Source organism: Streptococcus sanguinis (assembly GCF_020729765.1).
GTDB lineage: Bacteria > Bacillota > Bacilli > Lactobacillales > Streptococcaceae > Streptococcus > Streptococcus sanguinis_Q.
The window spans coordinates 1-24562 of the sequence record NZ_JAJEPD010000034.1 but is presented as its reverse complement, the minus strand read 5'-3'; the positions used below and the strand labels follow the sequence as shown (position 1 = coordinate 24562).

At 41.5% G+C, this 24562-nt stretch carries 24 protein-coding genes and 1 other annotated feature; of the genes, 1 reads left to right on the top strand and 23 read right to left on the bottom strand.

The features are described from left to right. Positions 1 to 16: 16 nt before the first annotated feature. The 9 genes from K4H96_RS04630 to K4H96_RS04590 all read right to left on the bottom strand — a co-directional run bounded on the left by K4H96_RS04630 (position 17) and on the right by K4H96_RS04590 (position 6852). Positions 17 to 1276 carry a UDP-N-acetylglucosamine 1-carboxyvinyltransferase gene (locus K4H96_RS04630; RefSeq protein WP_111675596.1) on the bottom strand — a complete coding sequence of 420 codons (1260 nt, stop codon included), beginning with the start codon at positions 1274 to 1276 and terminating at the stop codon, positions 17 to 19. Between the two features lie 243 nt (positions 1277 to 1519). Continuing rightward, positions 1520 to 2710 carry a methionine adenosyltransferase gene (metK, locus tag K4H96_RS04625; RefSeq protein WP_223337063.1) on the bottom strand — a complete coding sequence of 397 codons (1191 nt, stop codon included), beginning with the start codon at positions 2708 to 2710 and terminating at the stop codon, positions 1520 to 1522. A gap of 341 nt (positions 2711 to 3051) precedes the next feature. After that, positions 3052 to 3666, bottom strand: coding sequence for a tetratricopeptide repeat protein (locus tag K4H96_RS04620; protein WP_223337064.1), 615 nt, complete (start codon positions 3664 to 3666; stop codon positions 3052 to 3054). Between the two features lie 33 nt (positions 3667 to 3699). Continuing rightward, positions 3700 to 4167, bottom strand: coding sequence for a deoxycytidylate deaminase (locus K4H96_RS04615; RefSeq protein WP_002895042.1), 468 nt, complete (start codon positions 4165 to 4167; stop codon positions 3700 to 3702). A 218-nt stretch (positions 4168 to 4385) separates the two neighbouring features. Beyond that, positions 4386 to 4745 (bottom strand): 50S ribosomal protein L20, encoded by a 360-nt coding sequence (rplT, locus tag K4H96_RS04610; protein ID WP_000124830.1) that lies wholly within the window; start codon positions 4743 to 4745, stop codon positions 4386 to 4388. Positions 4746 to 4789: 44 nt separating this feature from the next. Beyond that, positions 4790 to 4990 (bottom strand): 50S ribosomal protein L35, encoded by a 201-nt coding sequence (gene rpmI / locus K4H96_RS04605; RefSeq protein WP_223337065.1) that lies wholly within the window; start codon positions 4988 to 4990, stop codon positions 4790 to 4792. A gap of 33 nt (positions 4991 to 5023) precedes the next feature. Next, entirely contained in the window at positions 5024 to 5554 is a 531-nt protein-coding gene (gene infC / locus K4H96_RS04600) for a translation initiation factor IF-3 (RefSeq protein WP_002895037.1), read from the bottom strand. A gap of 16 nt (positions 5555 to 5570) precedes the next feature. Beyond that, positions 5571 to 5701: a sequence feature (ribosomal protein L20 leader region), on the bottom strand. A gap of 26 nt (positions 5702 to 5727) precedes the next feature. Then, positions 5728 to 6405, bottom strand: coding sequence for a (d)CMP kinase (gene cmk / locus K4H96_RS04595; protein ID WP_223337066.1), 678 nt, complete (start codon positions 6403 to 6405; stop codon positions 5728 to 5730). A gap of 9 nt (positions 6406 to 6414) precedes the next feature. Next, positions 6415 to 6852, bottom strand: a complete 438-nt coding sequence (locus K4H96_RS04590; RefSeq protein ID WP_002895035.1) for an SAG1386/EF1546 family surface-associated protein — start codon at positions 6850 to 6852, stop codon at positions 6415 to 6417. 45 nt (positions 6853 to 6897) lie between these two features. Between K4H96_RS04590 and K4H96_RS04585 the strand changes: the two genes are divergently transcribed. Further along, positions 6898 to 7095 carry a ferredoxin gene (locus K4H96_RS04585; RefSeq protein ID WP_295345912.1) on the top strand — a complete coding sequence of 66 codons (198 nt, stop codon included), beginning with the start codon at positions 6898 to 6900 and terminating at the stop codon, positions 7093 to 7095. Here K4H96_RS04585 and K4H96_RS04580 read toward each other — a convergent pair. The 14 genes from K4H96_RS04580 to K4H96_RS04515 form a co-directional block, all read right to left on the bottom strand. After that, a complete protein-coding gene (locus K4H96_RS04580) occupies positions 7092 to 7580 on the bottom strand; it encodes an EbsA family protein (RefSeq protein ID WP_002900006.1) in 489 nt (162 codons plus the stop codon). The genes K4H96_RS04585 and K4H96_RS04580 overlap by 4 nt on opposite strands. A 79-nt stretch (positions 7581 to 7659) precedes the next feature. Beyond that, entirely contained in the window at positions 7660 to 10128 is a 2469-nt protein-coding gene (locus tag K4H96_RS04575) for an LTA synthase family protein (RefSeq protein WP_227956380.1), read from the bottom strand. A gap of 57 nt (positions 10129 to 10185) precedes the next feature. Beyond that, positions 10186 to 11856: a rhamnan synthesis F family protein gene (locus K4H96_RS04570; protein ID WP_223337068.1), complete on the bottom strand. Its 1671-nt coding sequence runs from the start codon at positions 11854 to 11856 to the stop codon at positions 10186 to 10188. A gap of 16 nt (positions 11857 to 11872) precedes the next feature. Next, complete coding sequence (locus K4H96_RS04565) at positions 11873 to 13078, bottom strand: ABC transporter ATP-binding protein (protein WP_004190912.1); 1206 nt, start codon at positions 13076 to 13078, stop codon at positions 11873 to 11875. Then, complete coding sequence (locus K4H96_RS04560; RefSeq protein ID WP_223337069.1) at positions 13078 to 13884, bottom strand: ABC transporter permease; 807 nt, start codon at positions 13882 to 13884, stop codon at positions 13078 to 13080. Before K4H96_RS04560 ends, K4H96_RS04565 begins: the two co-directional genes overlap by 1 nt. Before the next feature lie 5 nt (positions 13885 to 13889). After that, positions 13890 to 14825, bottom strand: coding sequence for a glycosyltransferase family 2 protein (locus K4H96_RS04555; protein ID WP_223337070.1), 936 nt, complete (start codon positions 14823 to 14825; stop codon positions 13890 to 13892). Then, entirely contained in the window at positions 14822 to 15970 is a 1149-nt protein-coding gene (gene cps2T, locus K4H96_RS04550; RefSeq protein WP_223337071.1) for a beta 1-4 rhamnosyltransferase Cps2T, read from the bottom strand. Before cps2T ends, K4H96_RS04555 begins: the two co-directional genes overlap by 4 nt. A gap of 113 nt (positions 15971 to 16083) precedes the next feature. Beyond that, positions 16084 to 17331 carry a glycosyltransferase family 4 protein gene (locus K4H96_RS04545; protein WP_223337072.1) on the bottom strand — a complete coding sequence of 416 codons (1248 nt, stop codon included), beginning with the start codon at positions 17329 to 17331 and terminating at the stop codon, positions 16084 to 16086. A 3-nt stretch (positions 17332 to 17334) separates the two neighbouring features. After that, positions 17335 to 18642, bottom strand: a complete 1308-nt coding sequence (locus tag K4H96_RS04540) for a DUF2142 domain-containing protein (RefSeq protein ID WP_061592594.1) — start codon at positions 18640 to 18642, stop codon at positions 17335 to 17337. Beyond that, on the bottom strand, positions 18629 to 21610 hold the full coding sequence (locus K4H96_RS04535; protein WP_227956378.1) for a rhamnan synthesis F family protein: 2982 nt from the start codon (positions 21608 to 21610) through the stop codon (positions 18629 to 18631). Before K4H96_RS04535 ends, K4H96_RS04540 begins: the two co-directional genes overlap by 14 nt. Positions 21611 to 21634: 24 nt before the next feature. After that, on the bottom strand, positions 21635 to 22414 hold the full coding sequence (locus tag K4H96_RS04530; protein WP_061592592.1) for a glycosyltransferase family 2 protein: 780 nt from the start codon (positions 22412 to 22414) through the stop codon (positions 21635 to 21637). Then, positions 22404 to 22763, bottom strand: coding sequence for a DUF2304 domain-containing protein (locus K4H96_RS04525; RefSeq protein WP_002916999.1), 360 nt, complete (start codon positions 22761 to 22763; stop codon positions 22404 to 22406). Before K4H96_RS04525 ends, K4H96_RS04530 begins: the two co-directional genes overlap by 11 nt. Then, the gene (locus K4H96_RS04520; RefSeq protein ID WP_002912852.1) at positions 22763 to 23479 is read right to left on the bottom strand and encodes a glycosyltransferase family 2 protein; all 717 of its coding nucleotides are present in this window, start codon (positions 23477 to 23479) and stop codon (positions 22763 to 22765) included. The genes K4H96_RS04525 and K4H96_RS04520 overlap by 1 nt, the downstream gene beginning before the upstream one ends. Positions 23480 to 23515: 36 nt before the next feature. Beyond that, positions 23516 to 24508 (bottom strand): glycosyltransferase family 8 protein, encoded by a 993-nt coding sequence (locus K4H96_RS04515; protein WP_227956376.1) that lies wholly within the window; start codon positions 24506 to 24508, stop codon positions 23516 to 23518. Positions 24509 to 24562: the final 54 nt, after the last annotated feature.

The window sequence follows — 24562 nt, the reverse complement described above, 5'->3', positions numbered from 1 at the left end:
AATAAGCGAAAAACGCTTATTCTTCTATCAACTGGATATCTGCACCCAGACTTGTTAATTTTTCAATAATATTAGAATAGCCACGCAGGATAAACTCGATATTAGTAATCTCTGTCTTTCCTTGAGCCATCAAACCTGCAATAACCAAGGCTGCTCCTGCTCGTAAATCGGTCGCCTTGACCTGAGCTCCCTGCAGTTGATTTGGTCCCTCATAGACAATCTGATCGCTGCTGGTCGAAATTTTACCTGCCATCTTAGCCAGCTCCGCCACATGGTTAACCCGCTTCTCATAGATGGTGTCCGTAATCTTACCGTGGCCATTAGCCGTCAGCAAGAGCGGAGTGATGGGCTGTTGTAGGTCAGTTGCAAAGCCTGGATAAGGAGAAGTCTTAATGTTTATAGCTCGCAGATTTTGCTGCTCTTCAACAAAAATGCTGTCTTCAGAAACCGTCATCCGAACACCCATTTCCTCAAGCTTGGCAATAAAACTCTCCAAATGCTCATAAAGGACATTATTAATCTGAATTCCCTGACCAATAGCTGCAGCAAGAGCGATATAAGTTCCTGCCTCGATACGGTCTGGAATTACTTGATGACGAGTTCCATGAAGGTGTGGAACCCCCTCAATCGTGATAATATCAGTTCCTGCTCCACGGATATGTGCTCCCATATTGTTCAAGAGAGTTGCCACATCAATGATTTCAGGCTCCCGCGCTGCATTTTCAATAATAGTCCGACCTTTGGCCTTGACAGCAGCCAACATCGTGTTAATGGTAGCACCCACGCTGACCGTATCCATATAAATGCTAGCGCCTTTCAGCTGCTGACCTCCTGTGGATAGGTTCATGTAGTTGCCGTCCATGGTCATCTTAGCCCCCATGGCTTCAAAAGCCTTGAGATGCAAGTCAATAGGACGCGGCCCCAAGTCACAACCACCAGGCAGACCTACCGTTGCTTCACCATAGCGACCAAGCAAGCTGCCATAGAAATAATAAGAAGCCCTTAGACTGTTGATTTTCCCATAAGGCATAGGGACGTTTTGGATACCACGCGGATCAATCGTCAGATTGTCCTCAGAGCGAGTAACACTAGCCCCCATGGCAATCATAATATCAATCAGGCTATCCACATCCGAAATATCCGGAACGCCATCCAACGTTACAATATCATCTGCCAGAATCACAGCCGGAATCAAGGCAACGACACTGTTTTTAGCACCATTAATAGTCACCTCTCCTTTTAAGGGGCGACCACCATGTATTACAATTTTTTTCATGTTTAAAATAAAGCTCTTTCAAGGTATTGCCATTTATTATACCACAGATTCAGGAAATTTCCTATACTTTTAGATAAATAAGACAATTGAAATTAAAATGAAACAGAGAAAATGGCTTTTTCAATAATTTTTCAGAAAAAATAGTATTGCAAAAATTGAGAGAAGCGCAAGCCTAGACTGCTTGCCTTGTAAAATCCACCTATATAAAAAAGCTCTCAATCATTACGATTGAGAACTGTCATCTTACTGCACTGCTGCTTTCAAAGCCTCTACCTTATCCAACTTTTCCCAAGGCAGGTCAACGTCTGTCCTACCCATGTGGCCATAAGCTGCTGTCTGACGGTAGATTGGACGTTTCAGATCTAGCATTTGAATGATACCGGCCGGACGCAAATCAAAAATCTGACGAACTGCTTCCTGCAATTTGCTTTCTGCAACTGCTCCAGTGCCAAAAGTATCAATCCGAACAGAAACCGGCTGAGCCACACCAATGGCGTAGGCTAACTGCACTTCTGCTTTCTTGGCCAATCCCGCCGCCACGATGTTTTTAGCGATGTAGCGAGCTGCGTATGAAGCCGAGCGGTCGACCTTGGTTGCATCCTTACCAGAGAAGGCACCGCCACCATGACGAGCATAACCGCCGTAAGTATCCACAATAATCTTACGTCCAGTCAAGCCAGAGTCTCCTTGCGGGCCGCCAATTACAAAGCGGCCGGTTGGATTGATGAAGAATTTCGTCTTATCATCCAAATACTGGGCTGGAATAACTGCTTTAATTACCTTTTCAATCACATCACGATGAATCTCTTCATTGGTCACTTCTGGGTCATGCTGGGTCGAAATAACTACCGTATCCACGTGCACTGGCTGGTCATTTTCATCATACTCAATGGTCACCTGAGACTTAGCATCTGGACGCAGATAGGCAATCTCTCCTGATTTGCGCAATTCCGCCAATTGACGAACTAGCTTGTGACTGAGCGAGATAGGTAGCGGCATGAGCTCTGGCGTTTCATCCACTGCAAAGCCAAACATAAGCCCCTGGTCTCCAGCACCAATCAAGTCCAATGGATCTTGATCCGCATTCCCACGAACTTCCAGAGCTTCATTGACACCCTGAGCAATATCTGGTGATTGTTCCACCAAAGACGGATGCACACCGACTGTCTCAGCTGAAAATCCATACTCTGTATTGGTATAGCCAATCTCTGCAATGGTATCTCGAACCACACGATTGATATCCACATAAGCTGTGGTCGAAATCTCACCAAAAACATGAACCGATCCCGTATAAACGGCTGTTTCAGCAGCCACATGGGCATCTGGATCCTGACTCAAGACAGCATCCAAAATAGCATCGGAAATTTGGTCTGCAATCTTATCAGGATGCCCCTCCGATACAGACTCAGACGTGAAAAGTTTACGTTCTGACATAGAAATGTCCCCCCTTAAAAAATATTAAACAAATGAACAAACTCCAAAATGATGAAAATCTTGTCACCTACGAGTTACGACGCGAAAGAAATAAAAACGATACCTTTTTATTTCTGAGCTAGTAAGGCGCATAGGGTGACCGCAATATAGCGGCAACCGTAGAATGACGAGCGACTTTGGAGCCGTCATTGTTTGCGAGTTACAAAGTACTGATAGAAGTTTCCTACCACCTTATCGGGACTATATAACTTCTTCATTATACCACTTTTCGCTAAAAACTTCAGAATTTTTTAAATAGAAAAAGTTATAGCCGAAAACTATAGCTTTATTGCAATGATAAACTAAGGGCAGCTTGCTAACAACTCTTCAACTTCCGCCTTACCGATAGCATCACCAGCTTGGTCAAAAAGTCTGATAGCAGCCGCGAAGTTGATTCTTGCTTCTTGGAGATTTCCCAAAGATTGAGCAATTTCACCCAAGCCTCGGTAACTACATGCATGATTGATCACATCATCTGACTCCTTAGCATAGATATTCGCCTTTCGCATAAACTCCTGAGCTTGAGTCAATCGGCCTAATTTAAGATTTAGGTAGCCTAGCTCATAGAGATTAACTGATTGACGATAATGGTCATCTGGGAAGTACATCGCTAGGAAAGCAGCCTCTTTTTCTATCCATTCTAAAGCTTGATAAAAATCTCCCGCAGCTCTAGCAACATAGCCTAGCTGATGATAAGCGATATGCTCATTTTCAATATCACTATCATTTTGAGCCTGAATCAGATAAAGCTCCAAATTTGCAAAAGCATTCTGATAATCTTGCCTTTCTACAGCAAGATAAGCTCGCAAATTCCAGCGGCTAAAGGAATCTTTTTCAAGCTGCTGCTCTAGTTCTTCGGCCTTATTTAATTGTCCTTCAAAGAAATGCTGCCAAGCGGCTGCCAATTTCTCATTCATCTGCCTTCTCCTTTTACCTCCAGAACTTCTCCTCTAAACCAAATCCGTTTGAGCGATAGCCTTCTTGACATCATCCAGCGGCAAATGAACCAATTCCACCTCTTTTTCCTTGTAGAGATATTGAGCATAGTCATCTATCCGATATTGGTTGATGTAAACAACCCGTTTGCAGCCTACTTGAAGCAGTTGCTTGGTACAGTTGAGACAGGGAAAATGGGTCACATAAGCCGTAAATCCCTTGGGAACTCCCCGCTCGGCTCCTTGCAAGATGGCATTGACCTCAGCATGCAAGGTCCGTACACAGTGACCGTCAATAACCAAGCATTCATGGTCAATACAGTGCTCAGTCCCTGAAACTGAGCCATTGTAACCAGTTGAAATAACCTTATTATCCTTGACCAAGACAGCGCCGACTTTGGCTCGTTTGCAGGTTGAACGATTAGCAATTAAGAGAGCCTGAGCCGCAAAATACTGGTCCCAAGCTAAACGATTCTCTGACATGATTTCTCCATTCTACTGAATTTTTATTTACATATATGTCTGTTTTTATCTATTATATCGCAAATCCCTATTTTTAACTAGCTTTACCATGAAAGCTTTCTTATCAGTAACAAGCCTTTATCTATACTATAAGTAGCATGGCAGGAAATTTCCCTCTTCATACTTTTCATTAAGAGTTATCAAAAAAGAACCAAGGAAATCCTCAGTTCTTATTTTAATTATTTACCAAGCTTAGCTTTAGCTGCGTCTGCAAGAGCTGTGAAAGCTGCTGCATCGTTAACAGCCAAGTCAGCCAACATTTTACGGTTCACTTCGATTTCAGCCAACTTCAAACCATGCATCAATTGTGAGTATGAAAGTCCGTTCAAACGAGCTGCCGCATTGATACGAGTGATCCAAAGTTTGCGGAAATCACGTTTTTTCTGACGACGGTCACGGTATGCATAGTAGTAAGAGTTCATTACTTGCTCTTTTGCAGTACGGAACAAGATATGTTTTGCTCCATAGTAACCTTTAGCTAATTTTAAAATACGTTTACGGCGTTTGCGTGATACAACGCCACCTTTAACACGTGCCATTTATATTTCCTCCAATATTTCCTAGATAATCGTTTCAGCAGCTCTTATTTCAGACCTGTAAACATTGCTTTGATACGCTTGAAATCTCCTGCATGCACCATTCCTGCTTTGCGAAGATGACGGCGTTGTTTCTTAGTCTTTCCGTGGAAACGGTGAGAAGTGTAAGCACGGAAACGTTTAAGTCCACCAGAACCTGTACGTTTGAAACGTTTAGCTGATGCGCGGTGTGTTTTTTGTTTTGGCATAATGTGTTCTCCTTTTTCTATCTTTCTGACAATCTATTTTTTGTCAGGAATTGGCGCCATCTGCATGAACATCTGACGTCCATCCATCTTAGGCTTTTGCTCAATGATAGCAACATCCTGAGTCGCTTCAGCAAAATCTGCTAAAACTTTAGCCCCGATTTCTTTGTGGGTAATCATCCGGCCTTTGAAGCGGATAGATACCTTAATTTTATTCCCTTTTTCAAGGAACTTGCGTGCGTTGCGAAGTTTAGTGTCAAAGTCTCCCTTGTCGATGGTTGGACTGAGACGGACTTCCTTCACAGTAACAACACTTTGTTTCTTGCGTTGTTCTTTTTGTTTTTTCTGGTACTCAAATTTGAACTTGCCATAGTCCATAATTTTTGCAACAGGTGGTTTAGCTTGTGGCTGAATCAGGACCAAATCGACATTTGCTTCATCCGCAAGAGACTGCGCTTCGCTCAGCGGTTTAATACCTAATTGTTCGCCGTCAAGACCGATCAAGCGAACTTCACGCACACGAATTTCATCATTGATGAATAAGTCTTGTTTTGCTATGGTTTTCACCTCTTTTTTTATTTTTAGAGAAAAACAAGTGCGGACCTGCTAACGCAAACCCGCACTACACGATAGTATTTCATTACTGAAACTGAATCCTGTAGAGCCAGACAACGTTAGTCGCAAGGCGAGAAGTTCTCACTTCTGCTTTTCTCAACTCTACTATCATACCAAGTTTCATTTTATTTGTCAATGATTTTTTTCGCTTTTTCTTCGATAAAGGCAACAACTTCAGAAATACCAACACCCGTGGTATCAAAATGAACAGCATCTTCTGCCGGTCTCAATGGCGAAACTTCGCGATGACTGTCCTTATAATCCCGCTCTGCAATTTCTTCTTTCAGTTTCTCCAAGTCAGCAGGAATTCCTTTAGATAGATTTTCCTTATAACGGCGCTCAGCTCTTTCCTCAACCGAGGCTACCAAATAAATCTTGAGCTCAGCCTGAGGCAAGACAACTGTTCCAATATCACGGCCATCCATGACAATCCCTCCCTGAGCTGCAATTTGCTGCTGCAAGGCCACCAGTTTCTCACGGACTTGAGGAATGGCAGATACCCAAGAAACGTTATTGGTAACTTCATTTTCCCGAATTGGGTGAGTCACATCCACATCGCCAACAAAGACTAGCTGCTCGCCATCTTCTGCTCGACCAAAACTGACCGAATGATTATTGAGCAAGTCTACAATTTCAGTGGCATCTGCTTCTGTTAGATGATGCCGCAGAGTCAGATAGGTTGCAGCCCGGTACATGGCTCCTGTATCTAAATAAGTATAGCCAAAATCCTTAGCAATAATCTTGGCAACGGTCGATTTTCCACTGGAAGCAGGACCGTCAATTGCAATTTGAATCTGTTTCATGGCTGGCTCCTACTCAATCTTCACAACGTCACCTGGATTGGCATACCAAGAACCAGTAGACATATGAGAAGGGTTAAGCTGTTCAAGCTTAGCAATAGAAATACCTGCACGCGCTGCAATGGCCGCCTCACCTTCACCAGGCTGAACAGTCAGAGTTCCTTCAGAGGATTCTGTGGTATTTGCTGCTGTCTGCTCTGCTGTAGAAGACGCTTCACTGCTGGAACTTGCTGCTGAAGTGCCGTAGAAACCTTCCATTTGGGTTTGTCTATTACTTCCACCAGTAGACAGATAGGTCAGAAAGCACACCACCGCAACCACTAAAATACAGAAAATAATGGTTAATATGGTCAACAAGCGGTCTGCATTCAAAGCGCTAAACTTCTTAGTTCGTTTCAACTTATCTTCTCCGTTATCGTATACATCTTCTTCCCATGGTTCTTTTTCCATGACTTCCTCCTTGAATTTTTCTTAAAATCTTATTACAATATGGGTATGAAAGTAACACTCATTCCCGAACGGTGCATTGCCTGCGGGCTTTGTCAAACCTACTCAGATCTCTTTGACTATCATGACAATGGCATCGTCAAATTTTACCAGGACGACCAGCTCCTAGAAAAGGAAATCGCTGAGGATCCCGATGTCGTGGAAGCCATCAAAAACTGCCCAACCCGAGCTCTTTTGAAAGACTAGGATTTTTTGGACTGACTGCCATAGTAAGCTTCAAAATAGTCAATATGGGTAAAATTATCTACTAATTCTACCTCACCCTTAAAATGCTCATTAAGGGCCAGGGCATTGACAAAATATTTCTTAGGCCACTTACGCATACAAAAACTCCGGCTGCGGTTCTGCCCTTTAAAATATAAGGTAATTGACGTTTTGGTCACTTCGACTTTTTCAATATCTGAAATCTTGACCTTTATCGGAGTAAAGGGATTGGCTGTGATAATTCGCAAGGTTCCATCATCATAAATAGTAAAATAACGATGAACTCCCATTCCCAGCAAAACCATGAACAAGAAGAAAGAAAACAGAACAAGAGTCGGCACTCGTGAGCTTTCATACATCAAAGCCAGGCCAACAAAAATCGGAATGACCGATAAAGACCAATATATTATCAGGATAGCTACATCTGGCTGCCAGTGATAGCGAACCTTACCGAAAATCTTTATCATGCTCACACCCCCATACTACTAGTTTAGCATAAATTAAGAAAAAATAGAACAGGTAGACTTGCCTATTCTATTTTTTTATTTATGATTTTGCTGTCTTAAAGAAGCTATCAGACAAGTAGCCCTTTCCTCTGACCATATCATACTCAATCAGTTTCAAATCATCTGCTATTTCTTGTGCTTCTTCGTCCAATTCTTTTTTATCTACACTAGCCTTATGCAATACTTCTGTTAATAAAGCATAGTAAGGTGATACTTTGGAATTTGTCYGCTCCAGTAAGAGAGCGGAGAAATCACTAGAATTGACTCTTGGATAATCGAGTTTAGGAGTTTCATAATTGCTCCAAACGAAATAATCTGTCAGATATTGGCTTTCTGGATCTTCTTTAAAGGCTGACTGAGGATAGAGACCTGGCAGATGATCGCCATAAAAGACGACTGTTACCTTTTTATCTACCTTTGAAAGCTTCTCAAGAAAATCCTTGGTCGCCTGATCTGTATGGTAAAGCATTCTGACATAGCTAGAAAGAGATTCGTTCCCTTCCTTGCTAAAGTCAGGATAGCTGGCAGATATGTAGACAGGATTGGGCTCACTCCAAGGCATGTGGTTCTGCATGGTCATGACAGAGAAAAACTGTCCCTGCTTGCCATTCAAATGCTCCAAGACTTGATTATAAGTCGTTTGATCGCTGTAATTACCACCTATATTATCACCTTTCAAGCCTTTGGTACCATAGTGAATAAAGGTATCAAATCCCAAATCCTGGTAAATGACATTTCTGGCATAATTGCTAGGAGAAGCCAGATGGATTACTGTTCGATTCTTAGATGAATAAGCATCACTAATGGAAGGGAATCTATTCATCCTCGGGACAATTTCAGTATAGAGAACCGAAATAGATGGAGACAGATTATAAAAAGGCAAACCTGTCAGTGTCTGAAATTCCATGTTGGCCGTTCCTCCACCATAGCCGTCTGACTTCATCAGTCCACTGGTGGTGCGAGTTTTAACTTCCTGAATATAAGGAATTGGATTCTCAGACATAGTAACGCCGTCAACCCGAGCAGGGTCAGAAAAACTTTCACTCAGAAGATAAATTACCGTTTGATCTTCGATTTTATTCTGGCGTTCTTTGTTAATAGCTTCCGCAACATTCTTATACTTTTTTTCTATCTCTTGAATCTTTTCCTTAGAGTAGCCACGCGGCTCAATCATGGTTGTATCCGACATCTGTGAAAACCAGACAAAAGAAAGGGAGCGCAGCTGTGAATTGACAGTATTTCCCATCCAAGTCAGGTCATGGTAATTATTTAAGATCGAAATGACTGGGATATTCTCTACTATTTTGCCATTCTTTTTAGTGGCAAATATATCCATGACTCCCAAGAAAAAGACTAGGGGCAGGACTAGCAAGAGGAGCTGGTATTTAAGAACGGTAATGAGCTTTCCTGGCAAGATTTTCTTGCGCAAATACCAATAAAGAACGCCTAGAGCAACTAGTCCCAAGATAGCATAAAATCCATAATTGCCTCCGAGAAAGTCAAAGAGGGTCTTGGGATTTCTCAGCCAGACCATATCACTAGGCAATATTGGCTCTTGGCGATACTGAAATTTCAGACTACTGGCTATGGTAGCAACCACTACTAGCGCTGTTATCAGCATGGTTGGCAGGAGAAAATGATTGAAAATCAGGTAAAGAGCCATAAAAATCATGAAAAAAACGATGATTTGAAAGAGACTGGCTCCAGTGAAAAGATACTGATCCAAAACAATCACGTCTCCTCGGATACTATTTTGGATTGTATAGTTAAAGACAAGGGCAAACACTGCACTCAACACAAAAGCAACAGAAACACTGGCTTTATTCTGAGCGAGATCGCGCAATCCCTTAACAGCTAGAAAGCTGGGGAGAGAAAGTAGGATAAAGATAAGTGCGATAAGGCAGAGGAAAGTTAGCACAAAGTTCTGCGTTATTTCCAACTTGCCTTCCTCAAGGAAATTCACTAAATAGCTTTGGTGATGCAGCAATTCCGGCATCTTATCGTCCATCAAAGCAAGAAATAGAAAGAATTGGGACAGAAAAAGATTTTCCAGTACCTCTCTATTTTTCTTGGTAACCTGCAAAAACTTACCCGGGAAGCGTTTTTTAAGCTTTGGAAAATGGATAAAAATATACGCAAATAAGAAAATCAAAAGCAAGCCAGGCAAGGAGTTAAACTGCCAAAAATGATTGCTGAAAACTCGATCTGCTTTGAACTCAAAATCATTGACATGCTGCGTTACTGTCAGTAAGTAAGAAAATCCTGTATAAAGAGCGTAAATAATAGCTGACCATAGGAAAAATCTTTTGCTGAAGAGCTGAGACAAAAGCTTGCCCAAGCCAAACAAAAGAGGAAGCAACATCAGAAAGGCCAGCCACAAGGCTGGATAGCTCCGCAAATCTTCGCCTTCCTCCAACAATAAGACTGTCGTAACAGCAACTATATCTAAAAGTAAAAAACTAATTAGCAGGTATGAGAACTGCTTATAGTGGTTGAGTAAAAATTTCATTTTTCTTTCTGGTAAATAGTTAAATTCTCTAGCGAGATTTTTTGTAAACCAAGAATCTCACTTTTTCTTTAAAAGATTTGACAAACGATTTCTAATCTTTTGAGATAAATTTTTCTGACTTAATTTTTCTTTTTGCTCGGTCAATTCTGCTTTTTTCCTCTGCCAGTCCAGTAAAGAGGGTAGAGAAGATAAGGGCATAATCTTGAAATCATAATGATTGTCCCAAGCTAGATAAACCAATAAATGCTCTAAAACATCAGACAATTCCTGCTCAGAGGATAGCAAACTTTCTAAGCTCTTCATCTGGAACAAACTAGCCAAAGCAGAATTTTTGAACCATAAGAAGCCGCCATAGACTCTCGTCAGAGAAGAGGCGGTCATAAAGTCAAAAGACTTATGCAAACCAGCTTCCTGCCAGACAGCAGACAGACTTGGACGCGGCGGTTCTATCTCAAACAAGCCATCTCTGACTAGGCGCGGCAAATCTGGAATAACCAGCCCTTCAGCAGAATCCTGCTCCAACGCTTCTATACTTGCATCCGCATAATCCACCATCATATTTATCAAATCAGAGCGCATAGCTTGGTCAAAAACTGCCTGATTCTCCACCAATCGATGAGTAGATAGATGGCCGATATAAGCATAGTTTTGCAGAATTTCCTTCTGCTCTAGCATGGCAAGCCAGGCATGAGATTTCTGACTTAGGATAATCTGCACTTTATTGCCTAGATGACCCAGAGCTGTCTGCAGCTGTTTCAGCACTTCTGGCTGGTTTGTTGTCAATAAATACTGATACTGAGATGACAGAGAGAATAGCTTGTCCTGATACTGCTGAAAAATAGGAAAATCCGTTACATGAATATGCAGGAGGACAGGATGATCTGTCCGATAGTTCGAAGTTGCCTGAGACAAATACTTGTCCTGCAGCAAACAAGGAAGGTCTGGACCAAAATGATAGAACAGGTGTTCCCTAATAAGCGAAGTTGGATAAGACGAGTTTGTTTCAAGATCTTCCAGCAAATACCTAGCCAAAAAAGGATTGCCTGTGAGAGCTTTTACCTTTAGAAAAGGAATCTTTGCTTCCAGAATCCTAAGAGGCTTATAGTATGAAAAATCTGGATGAACCAATTCTCCTGCTTCTTCCTGACGGGTATCAAGGAGAGATTGATATCTGAATCCTGCCTCTACAAAACGTTTGGTAAACTGGGTCTCGTAATGGTCTATCACATCTTGAACGTCAGTAAAATCTTCTACCTGAGACCAAAATTCACGGAAAGACTTGTCTTTGAGAACTGACTGCTTAAAGGTGACAAAGTAGCTCTGCAGGTGTTCTTCAAAGTACCTGGTCTTGCGAAAATTAGTCATTCCCCAAAAATCGACTTGCGAATCCTCTTCAAAGCGCTGATAAATCGTTGCTAAATCCCATAGCGGACCAAAGCAAGTGTCGTTCATGAGAGTCAGAGAGTCTGAGTTCTGCAAAGTGTCAAAAACCAGTCGGTTCATACCGTCACGCCAGGCTGCAAAATCAAAGCCTCGGTTATCCCGCTCAAGCAAGTCAGCAATTCCCAAGTCTTCTCTCAGCCGGCATTTGTCCTCATCGGTCAAAGGACTATTTGAAATAAATATGATCTTAGAAAAAAGCGGCTTTAGCTGCTCCAATTGATAGAAGACATGACCGCTTATATGATTGCATTTATTGAAATGAACATAGAGTAATATTCGTTCCATGAAAATACCTTATTCTTTATGATTGAGAAATCTTCCAACTGCCATTACGCTGGATTAAGCCAGTGGCAGAATCCTTAGCAGAGACATCGTCATCCTTAATATCCTGGCGATTGACCAAGATAACTGGGTTGTTCTGAGAGTCTGCAAAGGCTAAAATCTGTTCTTCCTGATCCCGCACCGAAACCTGCAGTTTTAACTTAGCGTTATTTATCTGTGACACATGACACTTGTAAGTCAAGCGCTTCTGTCCAGGTCCTTCTGTCGGCTGATCCATGGAATTATCATTGTAAAGCCAGATAGTTCGATCGATATCTGTCAGAGAAAAGGAAACATAGGTCGGAAGGTCTTGATTTACCTGATAAGAAATTTCAAATTCAATTTCTTGTTCAGGTGAAATCTGAGGCGAATGCAAGAGCTTAACCTTCAAATCAGAAACTGCCGCATTCTCAACCTGGAATCCCTCGTTCATGGCTTTTGTTTCAGTCGCATTGTCCAGACTGTACTGGTTTGCCACATCATCTGGATTGCCGATAGCCTTGACCAAGCCATTTTCAATCAAGACGGCCTTATTACAATACTTTTTAACAGCTCCCATGTCATGGGTCACCAGAATGGTCGTCTTGCCTGACTCCTTGCGATCTTTGAAGTAATCATTACACTTACGCTGAAAGGCTTCGTCTCCAACAGCCAAGACCTCGTCCAAAATCAGAATATCACCCTGAGCCTTGATGGCCACAGAAAAAGCCAGACGCACCTGCATACCGCTGGAGTAGTTCTTAAGCTTTTGGTTCATAAACTCTCCTAGCTCAGCAAACTCCACGATATCATCGTACATGGCGTCTACTTCTTCTGTTGAGAATCCCAGCATGGCACCGTTCATATAGACATTTTCGCGGCCAGTTAGTTCTGGATTGAAACCTACACCCAGCTCAATAAAGGAAACCAACTTACCATCAATAGTTACCTTGCCCTTCTCCGGAATATAAATCTCAGAGATAATTTTCAGGAGGGTAGACTTACCAGAGCCATTGCGGCCGACAATACCGTAGAAGTCACCCTTTTCGACCTCAAAGGAAATATCTTTCAAAACATGCTGTTCTTTGTAGCCTTTAATCCCCTTAAAACGATTAACCAGACTGGTTCTCAAACTCTGAGTAGCCTCAGTAGGCAATCGAAAGAATTTACTTACATGGTCGACTTTTACTGCAATATTATTTGACATTATAAAATCTCCGCAAATCTCTTAGCATTTTTATTAAAGAAGAACAAACCTAGAGCCAATATCACAAAAGGAATCAAGTAAGGGATGAGGGCGATTAGTTTGTTATTCACAATATCCCAGCCTCTGACATTAACAGGAGCAACAATGAAATGGCGCATGTCCTGCAGCATCTGGGCAATCGGATTGAGCATCATAATTTTAGCGACAAAGAATTGCTTCCGCTGCAAAAGAAAGGTCAGAGAGTAGATAATCGGGCTGGCGTACATTCCTGCTTGAAGAGCCACTTCCCAAATCGGTCCAATATCCCGATACTTCACAAACAAGGAAGACAGCATGAGGGCACAGCCCATTGCCAAGACCAATACTTCCAGAAAAAGAGGAATAATTACTAGCGTATGCAAGCCGAACTCCACCTGATTAATCAAAGCGAAGAGGAAAACAACGACTAGATTAATCAGAAAATTGATAGCTGCTCCAAGAACTGATGAAAAGACGATGGTATGCTTAGGAAAGTTTAATTTACGAAGCAAATCTCCCCGAGAAACGATGGAAAGCATGCCCATATTGGTGGCTTCGGTAAAGAAAGACCAGAAAACCATCCCCAGCAAAAGCCCTACTGTATAGTGAGGTGTCCCGTCATCAAAGCGCAAAAAGCGGACAAAGACCAGATACATGATAGTAAACATCATCAATGGCTTCAAAATCGACCAGAGATAGCCGACCAAGGACCCTTGATAACGTAATTTAAAATCCGTCTTGATTAATTCTTTCAAAAGAATCCGATTTTTTTTACTAAAAAAATCCATGAATATTACTCCTTATAAGCAAACTTTGTGAGAATGAGGCTCGTAAAAACAAGGGTATGAAAAGCACGGTTTTTACGGTAGCCATACTGGCGAATCCTGCGCCAGCGCTCCTTAAAAGGCGCCTCCATAATGGTCACAAAGTTCTCAATTAACTCTCTATTTTCAGCAGTCAGCGGCAGAACCAGCAAATTTCTAGCCTGAGTCTGACTGTCTTTTATCAATTTCCAATATTTGGCAAAAAGAACATGGGGACGAACCCAGTTTTTTACGCGTTTTCTGAGCGTTCGAGCTCCCAACACATTATTCGAATGCTGACGATAGAGCTCACCCGGCTTGTCAATATAGACTAGATTGCCAAAAGCCGCAGCCAGCAAGCCCAGATACCAATCGTGCATGAGCAGTTCATTCTCTTCCTTCCCAGTCCAAAGTTGGGCCAAGGCGCGATTTATCATAGAAACACCACCCGTCACTGTATTCTCCGTCAACTCTTGGACTAGTTCTGTATTAGCGTGATCTGACTGAGTGCGAATCATACTTTCATGAACAACCTGTAGCTCTTGATCTACGACCTTCAAGTCAGTATACACCAGCAAGGGCTGACTGCTATCATACTTGTCTGCCTCAGCTAATTGCATGGCAATCTTGTCTGGCAGCCAAACGTCATCTTGGTCGCTAAAGAGATAGAAATCCGAATCTTGGTATTGAAGCAGGCTATGAAAACTCTGAATGACACCCAGATTTTGTGGATTTTCCCGATTGATAAAGGCAATGCGGTCATCCTTGCGGCAAAAGTCTTCGATGACAGCCCGCGTCCCATCTGTAGAGCCATCATCACGAATCAGCAGCTGCCAATCCCTATATGTCTGCTCTTGGATACTCTTAATCTGCTCGGACAGAAACTGTTCCCCATTATAGGTGGACAGAAGAATGGTCACTTTCATGATAAAAATAAATCCTCGTATTCACCCACAATTTTTTCCCAGGTGTAGTTTTCTTTCATATTTTCTTTAGCGGCTTGACCTAGCTCCGTAAAATCTGTTTGAGCATCTACTCGGTCAATCAGCTGGGCCAGCTGGCCAGGTTCTTTTTTCCAGTAGAGAGCCGTTTCCTTTGCTACCTTCCGATTGAAGTCCACATCCAGCACCAAATTGGCATCTGTCTGAGCCAGTGCTTCCAAGAGTCCCGGATTGGTCCCACCAACCTCGTGGCCATGTATGTACGCAAAAGCATGATTACGGATATATTTGAGCAGATTCTGGTCATAAACCGTGCCGACAAACTTAATGCGAGAATCACGGTCAAAGCCCGTTTTCTGCTTAAGTTCTTCAAAATAGGGATTGCCCTCATGATTGCAGATAATCAGCAAGTCACGTTGGGTTTTGGACTTCATAAATTCTTGAATGATGGTTTCATAGTTGTTTTCCGGAACGAAGCGTCCGACAATGAGGTAGTAGTCTTTTTCCTTACTGGCCCACTTTTCAAAGAAGACCCTGACCTTGCCTTCGTTTTCCGTCAGATTGGACAGATAAAGGTCGGTTCCATAAGCGATACAGGTCGTTTTAGACCAAGGATAAGCTTTTTGAATATAGCTTTCGATGCCTTGATTATCCGCTATAACCAAGTCTGCATGCTTGGTCATGACCTTTTCAGAATACTTGAGATAGGCTTGAACTGGCTTAGACCATTTGGCCCGCTTCCACTCCAACCCGTCAGGATTGATAAAGAATTTACCGCCTGCCTGATGGATACGACGAGCAAAGGGAAGGATAAAAGCACCAATCGTATTTCCAAGAATGTAAAAAATTGGCTGCCCAATCTGCTCTTTCTTAGCAAACTTGAGGGCATAGGAGACAGCCATCATATCATAGGCAATTACGCGGGCCGGGCCAAGCTTAGGTGGCTTGACTGTAAAACAGTCTACCCCCTTGTAGTCAAAATGATGAAAAGCTTCATCATCTGATAAGCAAGCCACATGATATTGGATTTGAGAAGAGATTTGATGCTCTGTCAATTTTTCGACAAAGGTTTCAAATCCTCCATATTTGGCAGGAAGTCCCCGACTCCCGATGATGAAGACATGTTTCATGATTTCCCTCAATTCAAGATTTTACAATCCATTCTATTATACCACTTTCTAGTGTGTTTGTATAATACAAAAAGGACAGGTAGAGCCGCGGCTGAACTTGTCCTTTTCTTTCTTTAACCTCTTCTACCAGAAAGCAGCTTATTTTTCACTTTGCGTAAGAAAGAGCTGGCTGGTTGAGAAGGTAAATTTGTATCCAATAAGCATTTGACATGGTGCAGAGAGTTAGCCTGATACATTTCAGTGTTTTCAATCTTATCCAATAAGGTCCGGTAAACACTCTGAACTGTGTAGCGCTCTTGGATTTTGCCAAGATTGGCCACCAACTGGTCTTTTAATCTCTCAAAGTTTGCCAATGCAATGTTTATCTTATCAGCCAACTCCTCGATATTGCCAGATGAATACAGCTGGCCTTCTTCAAAGATTTCATAGGCAGATAGATGACCAGGATTGTCCGACAAAATGGTCGGAAGGCCATTCATAATCGCTTCAATATAGACTAAACCAAAGGTTTCCATTGCAGACGGAAATACCGCAAGATCTGCTTCCGTCACCTCTGCCCAAGGATTGTCCTTGTGTCCCAGGAAGCTAATATTTTTTACCTGATGTTCAGAGATATAAGTATCGCATCTTTTTTTGTACTCCTCATCCCAGGCACCGATAAAAACTAAGGCCGGTTTTGACTGAGATAGCTGGTTATAGGCTTTTATCAATTCTAATTGATTTTTCCGCTCGGTCAAACGTCCAACTGACACAATACGCCTTTCGGCTCTATCCTTTTCTCCTGTATTAGTAGGATGAATTTTGGTAAAAGGGGCAAAAGGCAAGATTTTTCTGTCTGGCAGCAGCTCCTGCAGCTGTCTCTGCAAGGCACCTCTCACCGCAAATATTTCCTGTGAATAATCACTGATAAAATCTAGCTTTTCCTTATAGTAGCCAAACTCTCCGTCAGGAAATTCATGAATCAGCCAGAAATGCGGAACATCCTCGCAGGCCGCTGCCACTGCACCTTGAAACATATTGACCGTATTGGTAATAACCAAATCAATCTTTCGCTCCGTTAGTATCTTTCTGAGCGCTGAGGTATTATCCTGATATGACCGAGCTCTAGTCTCAGGACTATCTGGCAGGCCACCAGGCGCATCCTCCCACCACCATTTAACTGACGGCAAGGCTATAGTCTCAATAGCCAAGGCAACCAAGCTGGATATATAGTCCTGCTGAACGGCTACATGATAATCCGGAATCGCATTGATAACCTGATGGCCCGTCTGGACCAAGTATTCCATCAAATTGACAATAGAGATTTCAGCTCCATTATCTAGCGTTCCAGTCGGCGAAATGAATAATATCTTTTTTTTCATAGCTTATCCTAATATATTCCAATAAAAGGGCACCATCAAGTAGAGGGAAACCAAGAAGTTAGCTACCAGAGTCCCAACCATCATTTGATTCACTACCCTGTCTTTAATGTCCAAGGTTCCTAAATTAGCAACAGTTGGTAGCAGTAAGATCAAGAAGGGTGTAAAATAACGTCCCTGAGCACCAACTGATATCATGGCACCTTTACCGAGGACAATGGGTGTCCACTGCAGATACATAATTGACACAACAGCAATCACTTGAACCAGAAACAGATAACGCGACATGACTGTGTAGCCCATGGTCATAAAATCTTTCTGCGACTGCAAAAAGATAAGCGCCAAAACTGCCACATCGATAAAAATCAACCAAAGCGGCAGCTGGATAGTAAAATTCCCCAAAAAGCCAAACATACCGATTGTCAAAATCGTATTCAAGTCGCCATTAACACTTTGCTTAAAGAGCGTATTCAGCAAGACTTGACCATAGTGCAAGAGCCCTCCCTGATTGCGAAATGCCAAATGCAGGGCAAGAAAGAAAGCTGCAAAGCCAAGTATATAAAAGATAATGCGATAACGAGCTACAAAAGCTTTGGTTGCAACAAAAGGCTTGTTCAGAACCGCAAGGAATCCTTCAAACTCAAAATGAACAAAAGGTAGCAAGCCTAATAAAAGGACATTATTCGGTTTGGTGACAAAGAGGCCTATAGAAATCACCAAAAGCTCCAGTACATTTCTATTAGTGAATTTCTTATGGTAGGCAATATTGGTCAAAAAGCCAACCGCCAACATAATCTCCAGATAGCTCATCACATCGTAAGAGAGAGAAGCAGCCTGCTGGACCATAATAGGCAAAAGAGATAGGAAAAACAGAGCTTTTTTGCCATATTTGAAGTATTTAATCAGCAGATAAACCCCGATGATATATGCCAAAGCATTAAAGAGCCTCCCCATCATCACGATGAAGCCTACTGACGGATAAAGCATGCTTCCCAAGGTCATACCTAGTAGCTGAGGCAGAAAAGAGATAGCCTTGAGATTAAAGCCAAAGGTAAACTCTTCTTGCGCCAGATCTATCTTCTCTGAGAACAGCTGCTTGTACTCTGCCGGCGAAACATTCGGAGTGGATGGGATTTTGTCCATCCATTTATATGTTCGGCTGGTAGGTTTATGGAAGATTTCCCATGTCATACGAGCGTGATTGGTCTCATCAGGCACTCGATTAATCGGCTGTGCAATCATAAAAGTCAAGACAAAGATACTTGCCAGCAGCAAGAAAATATTCTCAACTTTTACTTCTTTATTTCTTTTCAAAATAAGTCACCATTTCATCTTTTTTATCTAAACTGCAATTTTCTAATACAAAAGCGTAGGCATTCTCCGCCAGTTCTCTGCGTAAATCCGTAGAAAGAATCAGGCTTTCCAGCTTTTCTTTCCATTCACCATCTTTAGCCAAAAGTCCAGTCTGACCGTCAATCATCATATCAGAAAAAGCACCGATATGACTGGCAATCGTTGGCACCTTGACTAGAGCTGCTTCTATCCACTTGATTTCTGACTTGGCCCGATTAAAGACTGAGTCAACCAGCGGAGCTAGATTAATATCAACCTGACTAATCAACTGAGGCAAGGCCTTCCAGTCCACATACTCATGGACAACAATACGCTGCGTATATTGTTTCATATCCTGCGGGATATCCAAGTGCCCTACAATATGAAGCTCAACGGTTGGGTAGTTGTCAAGAACTTCTTTGATAGACGGCTTGATGAGCTCAAAATTTTCATTGTGGCTGATAGAGCCAGAGAAATAGCCGATTTTGATTCTGTCGTCTGCACCAAAGTCTTCCTTCAAGAACTGCGAGCTAACCGCAATCAATTCGCTGGACGCCAGATTACGATTCAGCAGGACAGAGTCCTTGTATTTGAGCAATTCCTCTTTTAGCTGATTAGTGGAGGTAATCGCCCCATCACAAGCCGCCAGCATTTTCCCGTAATTCTTGACACCAGCATCGTAATTGCCCTTTTCCTTCTCAGACAAACCTTGGGTATAGCTAAGCTGATCCGTATAAAGGGTATCAAAGACCAAATCATCAATATCAAAATAGACTGGCTTATGCTCCTCCCGAGCCAAATCGCATAAAAGCTGGAGCTGGGCGGACCAAGGAGCGCGGTAGATAATGATGTGGCTAGCATACTGGGCCTGAGCCAGACTAAACTCAGACGCATTGACCACTTTCACAGCAAAGCCATTCTTTCTAAGCTGCTCTGCCTTATTGAGAACACGGTAGCGCGTACACTGCGGAATGATATTCTCTACACCGTCAATGATGAGAATGTATTGATCACGAGGCACCGCTTTAAATTTTTGAACAATGTTCTCAAGAATCTCCACTGGGTAGTCTGTCTTCTCCCGAACATAGTCCAATACATCAGGAACCTCTGACTCTCTTCCCAGACCCTGCCATAAAAACTGCTGATCATCATAATTCTTCAAAGAAGTATACTTAATCAGAGGACTGCCCGCCTTTAACATCCTTAATGGATGAATATACATAGCCGAATCCCGATTTTCGTGAACCAAGGCATCGTAACGATAGCCCAAGTCAGCAAAGTACTTGGTAAAAGTCGTTTCATGCTTTCCGATAGCTTCTTCCCGTGAATCCGTGTCAGTCAGCACTTCCCAATAGTCGTAAAATTCTTCGGACTGAAGCAGCAAAGGCTCAATCACCAAAAAATAAGACTGTAGGTGGTTGGGAATGTAACCATAGCGGTTAAAACCAGTGATATCTTCCTGAGTTTCACCATAGGAAATTCCCCAAAAATCAAGATTTCGGCCAACCATAGTTTGAAAGACAGCCGCCAGATCACTCATAGGTCCGATATTGGTGTCATTGACGAGCATCAGCTGAGAGCAATGCTGCAGCTTTTCCTTTCCTAAGGAAAGAATGCCTTCACGAAAAGCTGCTGTATCATAGCCGGTATTATCCCGCACCAAGACTTGCCCATACTGCTCTAAAGTTTCTAAATCCTCTGCAGCCAGTCCGCCGTTAACGACGATGAGAGTCTTATCAGCCAAAGTTGCTAATTTTTCTAAAAAGATAACCTTATACTGCTGCAAGCGAGGCTCGGATTCAAAAATGACATAAATTAAGACTTTTTCGCCGCTTGAAACTGAAGCAAGAGCTTTTTCCCTTTGAGAGTTCCGCAGCCATTGATAATAATAAACTTTAGGAGACTTAACTTGACGTTTTAGACGAATCAACTGTTGCTTAATCCGACTTAAAACAGCTTTGATACTGCGAGGATTTTTGACTAATCGAGCCAGACGTTTCAATGGGGTAATCACACCATTCCCCAGCCGATAGGAAATAGATCGGCGAATACGAAACTGCTCCTGAATAGCCTCATCTCGCTGTTCCTTTATCGTTCTCAGTCTGGATTTCAGAGAATCTAGATTTTTATGTAACTGTCGCTGATCCTCCTGCAGTTCAAGAACATAGTCGTTCACTTTATCCATATGCTGAATCAGTTCATCYAAACGGCCTTCCAGAGTAAATATGTTCTTGCCCAAAGCTTGATATATTTCATCTGGTATCTTTCTCACATACTTACGCAAGATTTTCAGATACATTTCGTAATGATATCTCGTAGAATCCCGTTTAGAGATTGATTCCTTATCAAAGACCCGGTAATTCAGCTTTGTTTTTGCATCATAAACTGGTCTCGCTCCTTGATTGATAATTAAGTTTAAAAGGAAATCATAGTCCTCCAGTTTTTCACGATTCAGCGCTTCATCATAATAAATACCATCAGCAACCGAACGACGAATGAGGGAACAGTTGGAAATATAATTCTCTGTTAAGAAAGCTAGCTTGTCAAATGGCCGTGATTTAAGGTAAACTTCCTTTTTATCAGGATCATACAAATCACCATAGACAATATCTGCCTCCTCCTTCACCATGCTTGTGTAGAAGCTCTCAATATAGTCCGAATCCAGAAAATCATCACTATCCACAAAAATAAAATAAGTTCCTTGAATTTGCTGCAAAGCCTTGTTTCTTGTCTTGACAACCCCCATATTTTCATGGCTTTCAAACCGCGTCGAAAAAGGGGAATCCACCAAGACAGACTCTATGATTTCAGCAGAATGGTCAGAGGAGCCATCATCCAATACCAGTAACTCAATATTTMGATAGGTCTGCTCAAAAATACTGCGCAAACACTGTTCAATGTAATCTTGATGGTTGTAACAAGTTACAACAACAGATATTAAATCTTTCATATACTTTCCTTGTAAATAACTCTATTAGTTTGAGTTAGCATCTTGACTCTTCATGTATGCTTTATTTATCAGATTTGCCACCCACTTTGGCCAGAAAAGCTGATACATGAACAAATCTTCTTTAGTCCGAGTGTTATCTGAAATGGTCTTGGTTGTTTCAGACTCTCCATGAATTCGGTGGCACATAAGCTTCTCAGAAATATAAGCAAAGCGACCCTTATAGGCGCTAATCTTGTACCAAGCATACCAATCCAGACTCACGCGCATTTCCTCATCAAATCGAAAATCCTTTAATGCCTCTAAGTTGTAAGTTACCGCCGGACAGGAAATAGGATTTCCAAAAGCCAGGACACGATTTCTCCAAAAACGGCTGGTCGGCATCAGATTCAAGGTTTTAAGCATGAGAGTCTTGATTTTCAGATTAGTATTAGCCGGAATTTTGACTCCATTTTTCTCTTCAAAATAGTCTGTATAGGCAATGAGAATGTCCTTCGACTGCTCTATTTTTTGCATCACTGCTTCTAGATAAGTTGGCTCATAGTAGTCATCCTGATGAGCAATGGTAGCATAAGAAGTCTCAACAAAGGAAAGGGCATTATTCCAGTCCTTACCGATACCACCGCCTTCTTTCGTGTAAAAAGGAATACCGTACTTCTGGCACAGCTGCTTGATTGAATCCAACGGTGTTGAGCTATAGCAGATAATCTTTGATGGCAAGGTTTGAGCTTGCAAAGACAGGATACAAGCTTCTAAAAATTCACTCTCGCCATAGGCGCAAATCACCCAGGTATGGTTATTTTTCATCTTTTTCACTCTCTAACTTGGACATTCTTTGCTTCATGATAGACAATTCTTGCACCAACTGCTTGATTTGCTCCTTTTGCTTGGAAATGGAAATAGTATGTAAAAAAACAATAATCAGTAGGAAAAAGATGGCCAAGGACATGACAAAGTTTGAGGTCAGCTCAAAGCCCAACAATTTGGCAATCGAAACTGGGATCCAATCAAAAATAGAGATAACAATCAGTACAAAGCCAATAATAATCCACATAAAGGCTTGCTCAAACAAAATATTGTTTTGATTGATATTCCGAAAGACAAAATACAGGAATAGAACTGAAGCCACTAGCATAACAATAGACAAAATGGACATTATTCACTCTCTTTCATAAAAGCAGCAATCAAGATCGAAGAGCAAACTTCAATCATATAACGAATGGACTTAATCGGAGTGATCGAAGAGACTCCTCCTGCACGTTCAAACATATTGGCTGGTGCTTCCACCACTTTATATTTCCGCTTCAAGATATGGACGATTGATTCTGGCTCAGGATACTTGATAGGATAGCGCGCAGCGAATTGTCTAATAATGTCTCGATTAGCCAATCGATAGCCCGATGTGGTATCCAGAATCCTTTTGCCTGTTGTTAATTTAATAAAAGCTGAAATAATGGTAATGCCAAAACGCCGCATAAAAGTCGTCTGAAACTCCGAAGACTTGTCACCGATAAAACGAGAACCAACAACCAAATCCGCCTGCTGACGGCGAATAGGCTCCAGCAAAGCATCCAGCGACTCAATATCATGCTGACCATCTCCATCAAACTGTACGGCCACATCATAATTCTTCTCAAGAGCATACTTATAGCCCGTCTGAACAGCCCCGCCAATCCCTAAATTCATAACTAAATGAATAGCATTCAGATGATGGCTGTCCAAAATCTCCTTAGTTCTGTCAACTGACCCATCATTGATAACTACGTAGTCTAAGTCAAAATCAACTTTCTTCCGATATTCTATAATGCTCATAACCGTATTTAAAATACTTTCTTCCTCATTATAAGCAGGAATTATCATTAAAACTTTCATTAATTTAATCTATTCTTTCTATAACATGTCATCACATTATTTTTTGTTTTTCTGCAACTGTTTTTTCCTATATCWCATAAAGCTTGGAATTAGGGAGTTGATAATCTTATATCTTAGCATTGGAAAAGGCTTCATAACAATATTAAAGATTCTAAAACAAACAAAATACAGCTGCCAACCTTCTTCCATTGGTGTATCTTTCCATGGAGTTTTGTGGAGATAATAGAGGTACTCCTTTTTAAACCTATGTGTGTTCCCTTTCCGCCAAGGTCTCTCTTCACCAAGATAGTGAATAATTGTAGGTGCTTTTCGGAAATGATTAAAATCTTCCTGTGATATAAACTTAGTTGGCTTACTTAATTCACTCAACGTTTTGTAAGGATAAACATCATAAATATTAAAATAATTAAAGGAAATTGGCAAGGTAAAAATTTGCTCTTTCAAGGCTCCATTTAAGGCATCTTGGTCTGGTGCGAATAGCTTCCCTTCATGAAACTGATAAAATTCTATGACCTTTTTACCAATCTCTTCCCTACGCCATTTTTTTAGATCGATCAATAGGACACCCGAATTATGATAGGGGTACTCTTTCAAAGCTAGAAATTCCTTTCTTGACTTATCCACAGTTGGTTCGGGACACATACCTATTACCTTATCTCCTAAGTCGCTATAAAACAATGAACCTAAATCTTCTAGAACTAGTGTATCTCCATCGAGATATAAGATCCTATCAACTTCTTGTGGAAGAAGTTTATCTAAAAAAAGACGTGCTAAAATAATTGAAGACCAACCGTTTGTATCAAAATCAAAGTCAATATAGTCTGCGATATTATTTATAGAAATAATACAAACTTTTCTATCGTAACTTTTAACGAATTCTTTTAATTTATTTTGATTCTCTTGGCTTATCCTCTCGCCAATTAAATATACTGTAATATTCTCAGCAGATTTATTATTCTCAAATATAGAACACATACAGGTTGCAACTTGAGGTACAAACGCATCATTTAATGTAAATAAGATATTCATAGAATTCTACTTCTTTCTTTTTTCCTGATTTTTAGCAACGCCATAAATAATCAA

Bases quoted from the DNA above. Each gene is read 5' to 3' on its own strand.
- rpmI (WP_223337065.1), bottom strand. From the start codon at position 4,990: ATGCCAAAACAAAAAACACACCGCGCATCAGCTAAACGTTTCAAACGT.
- K4H96_RS04570 (WP_223337068.1), bottom strand. From the start codon at position 11,856: ATGGAACGAATATTACTCTATGTTCATTTCAATAAATGCAATCATATA.
- K4H96_RS04520 (WP_002912852.1), bottom strand. From the start codon at position 23,479: ATGAAAGTTTTAATGATAATTCCTGCTTATAATGAGGAAGAAAGTATT.
- K4H96_RS04615 (WP_002895042.1), bottom strand. From the start codon at position 4,167: ATGTCAGAGAATCGTTTAGCTTGGGACCAGTATTTTGCGGCTCAGGCT.
- K4H96_RS04565 (WP_004190912.1), bottom strand. From the start codon at position 13,078: ATGTCAAATAATATTGCAGTAAAAGTCGACCATGTAAGTAAATTCTTT.
- K4H96_RS04555 (WP_223337070.1), bottom strand. From the start codon at position 14,825: ATGAAAGTGACCATTCTTCTGTCCACCTATAATGGGGAACAGTTTCTG.
- K4H96_RS04525 (WP_002916999.1), bottom strand. From the start codon at position 22,763: ATGTCCATTTTGTCTATTGTTATGCTAGTGGCTTCAGTTCTATTCCTG.
- K4H96_RS04580 (WP_002900006.1), bottom strand. From the start codon at position 7,580: ATGATAAAGATTTTCGGTAAGGTTCGCTATCACTGGCAGCCAGATGTA.
- K4H96_RS04620 (WP_223337064.1), bottom strand. From the start codon at position 3,666: ATGAATGAGAAATTGGCAGCCGCTTGGCAGCATTTCTTTGAAGGACAA.
- metK (WP_223337063.1), bottom strand. From the start codon at position 2,710: ATGTCAGAACGTAAACTTTTCACGTCTGAGTCTGTATCGGAGGGGCAT.
- K4H96_RS04585 (WP_295345912.1), top strand. From the start codon at position 6,898: ATGAAAGTAACACTCATTCCCGAACGGTGCATTGCCTGCGGGCTTTGT.
- cmk (WP_223337066.1), bottom strand. From the start codon at position 6,405: ATGAAACAGATTCAAATTGCAATTGACGGTCCTGCTTCCAGTGGAAAA.
- cps2T (WP_223337071.1), bottom strand. From the start codon at position 15,970: ATGAAACATGTCTTCATCATCGGGAGTCGGGGACTTCCTGCCAAATAT.
- K4H96_RS04530 (WP_061592592.1), bottom strand. From the start codon at position 22,414: ATGAAAAATAACCATACCTGGGTGATTTGCGCCTATGGCGAGAGTGAA.
- K4H96_RS04630 (WP_111675596.1), bottom strand. From the start codon at position 1,276: ATGAAAAAAATTGTAATACATGGTGGTCGCCCCTTAAAAGGAGAGGTG.
- K4H96_RS04545 (WP_223337072.1), bottom strand. From the start codon at position 17,331: ATGAAAAAAAAGATATTATTCATTTCGCCGACTGGAACGCTAGATAAT.
- rplT (WP_000124830.1), bottom strand. From the start codon at position 4,745: ATGGCACGTGTTAAAGGTGGCGTTGTATCACGCAAACGCCGTAAACGT.
- K4H96_RS04560 (WP_223337069.1), bottom strand. From the start codon at position 13,884: ATGGATTTTTTTAGTAAAAAAAATCGGATTCTTTTGAAAGAATTAATC.
- K4H96_RS04590 (WP_002895035.1), bottom strand. From the start codon at position 6,852: ATGGAAAAAGAACCATGGGAAGAAGATGTATACGATAACGGAGAAGAT.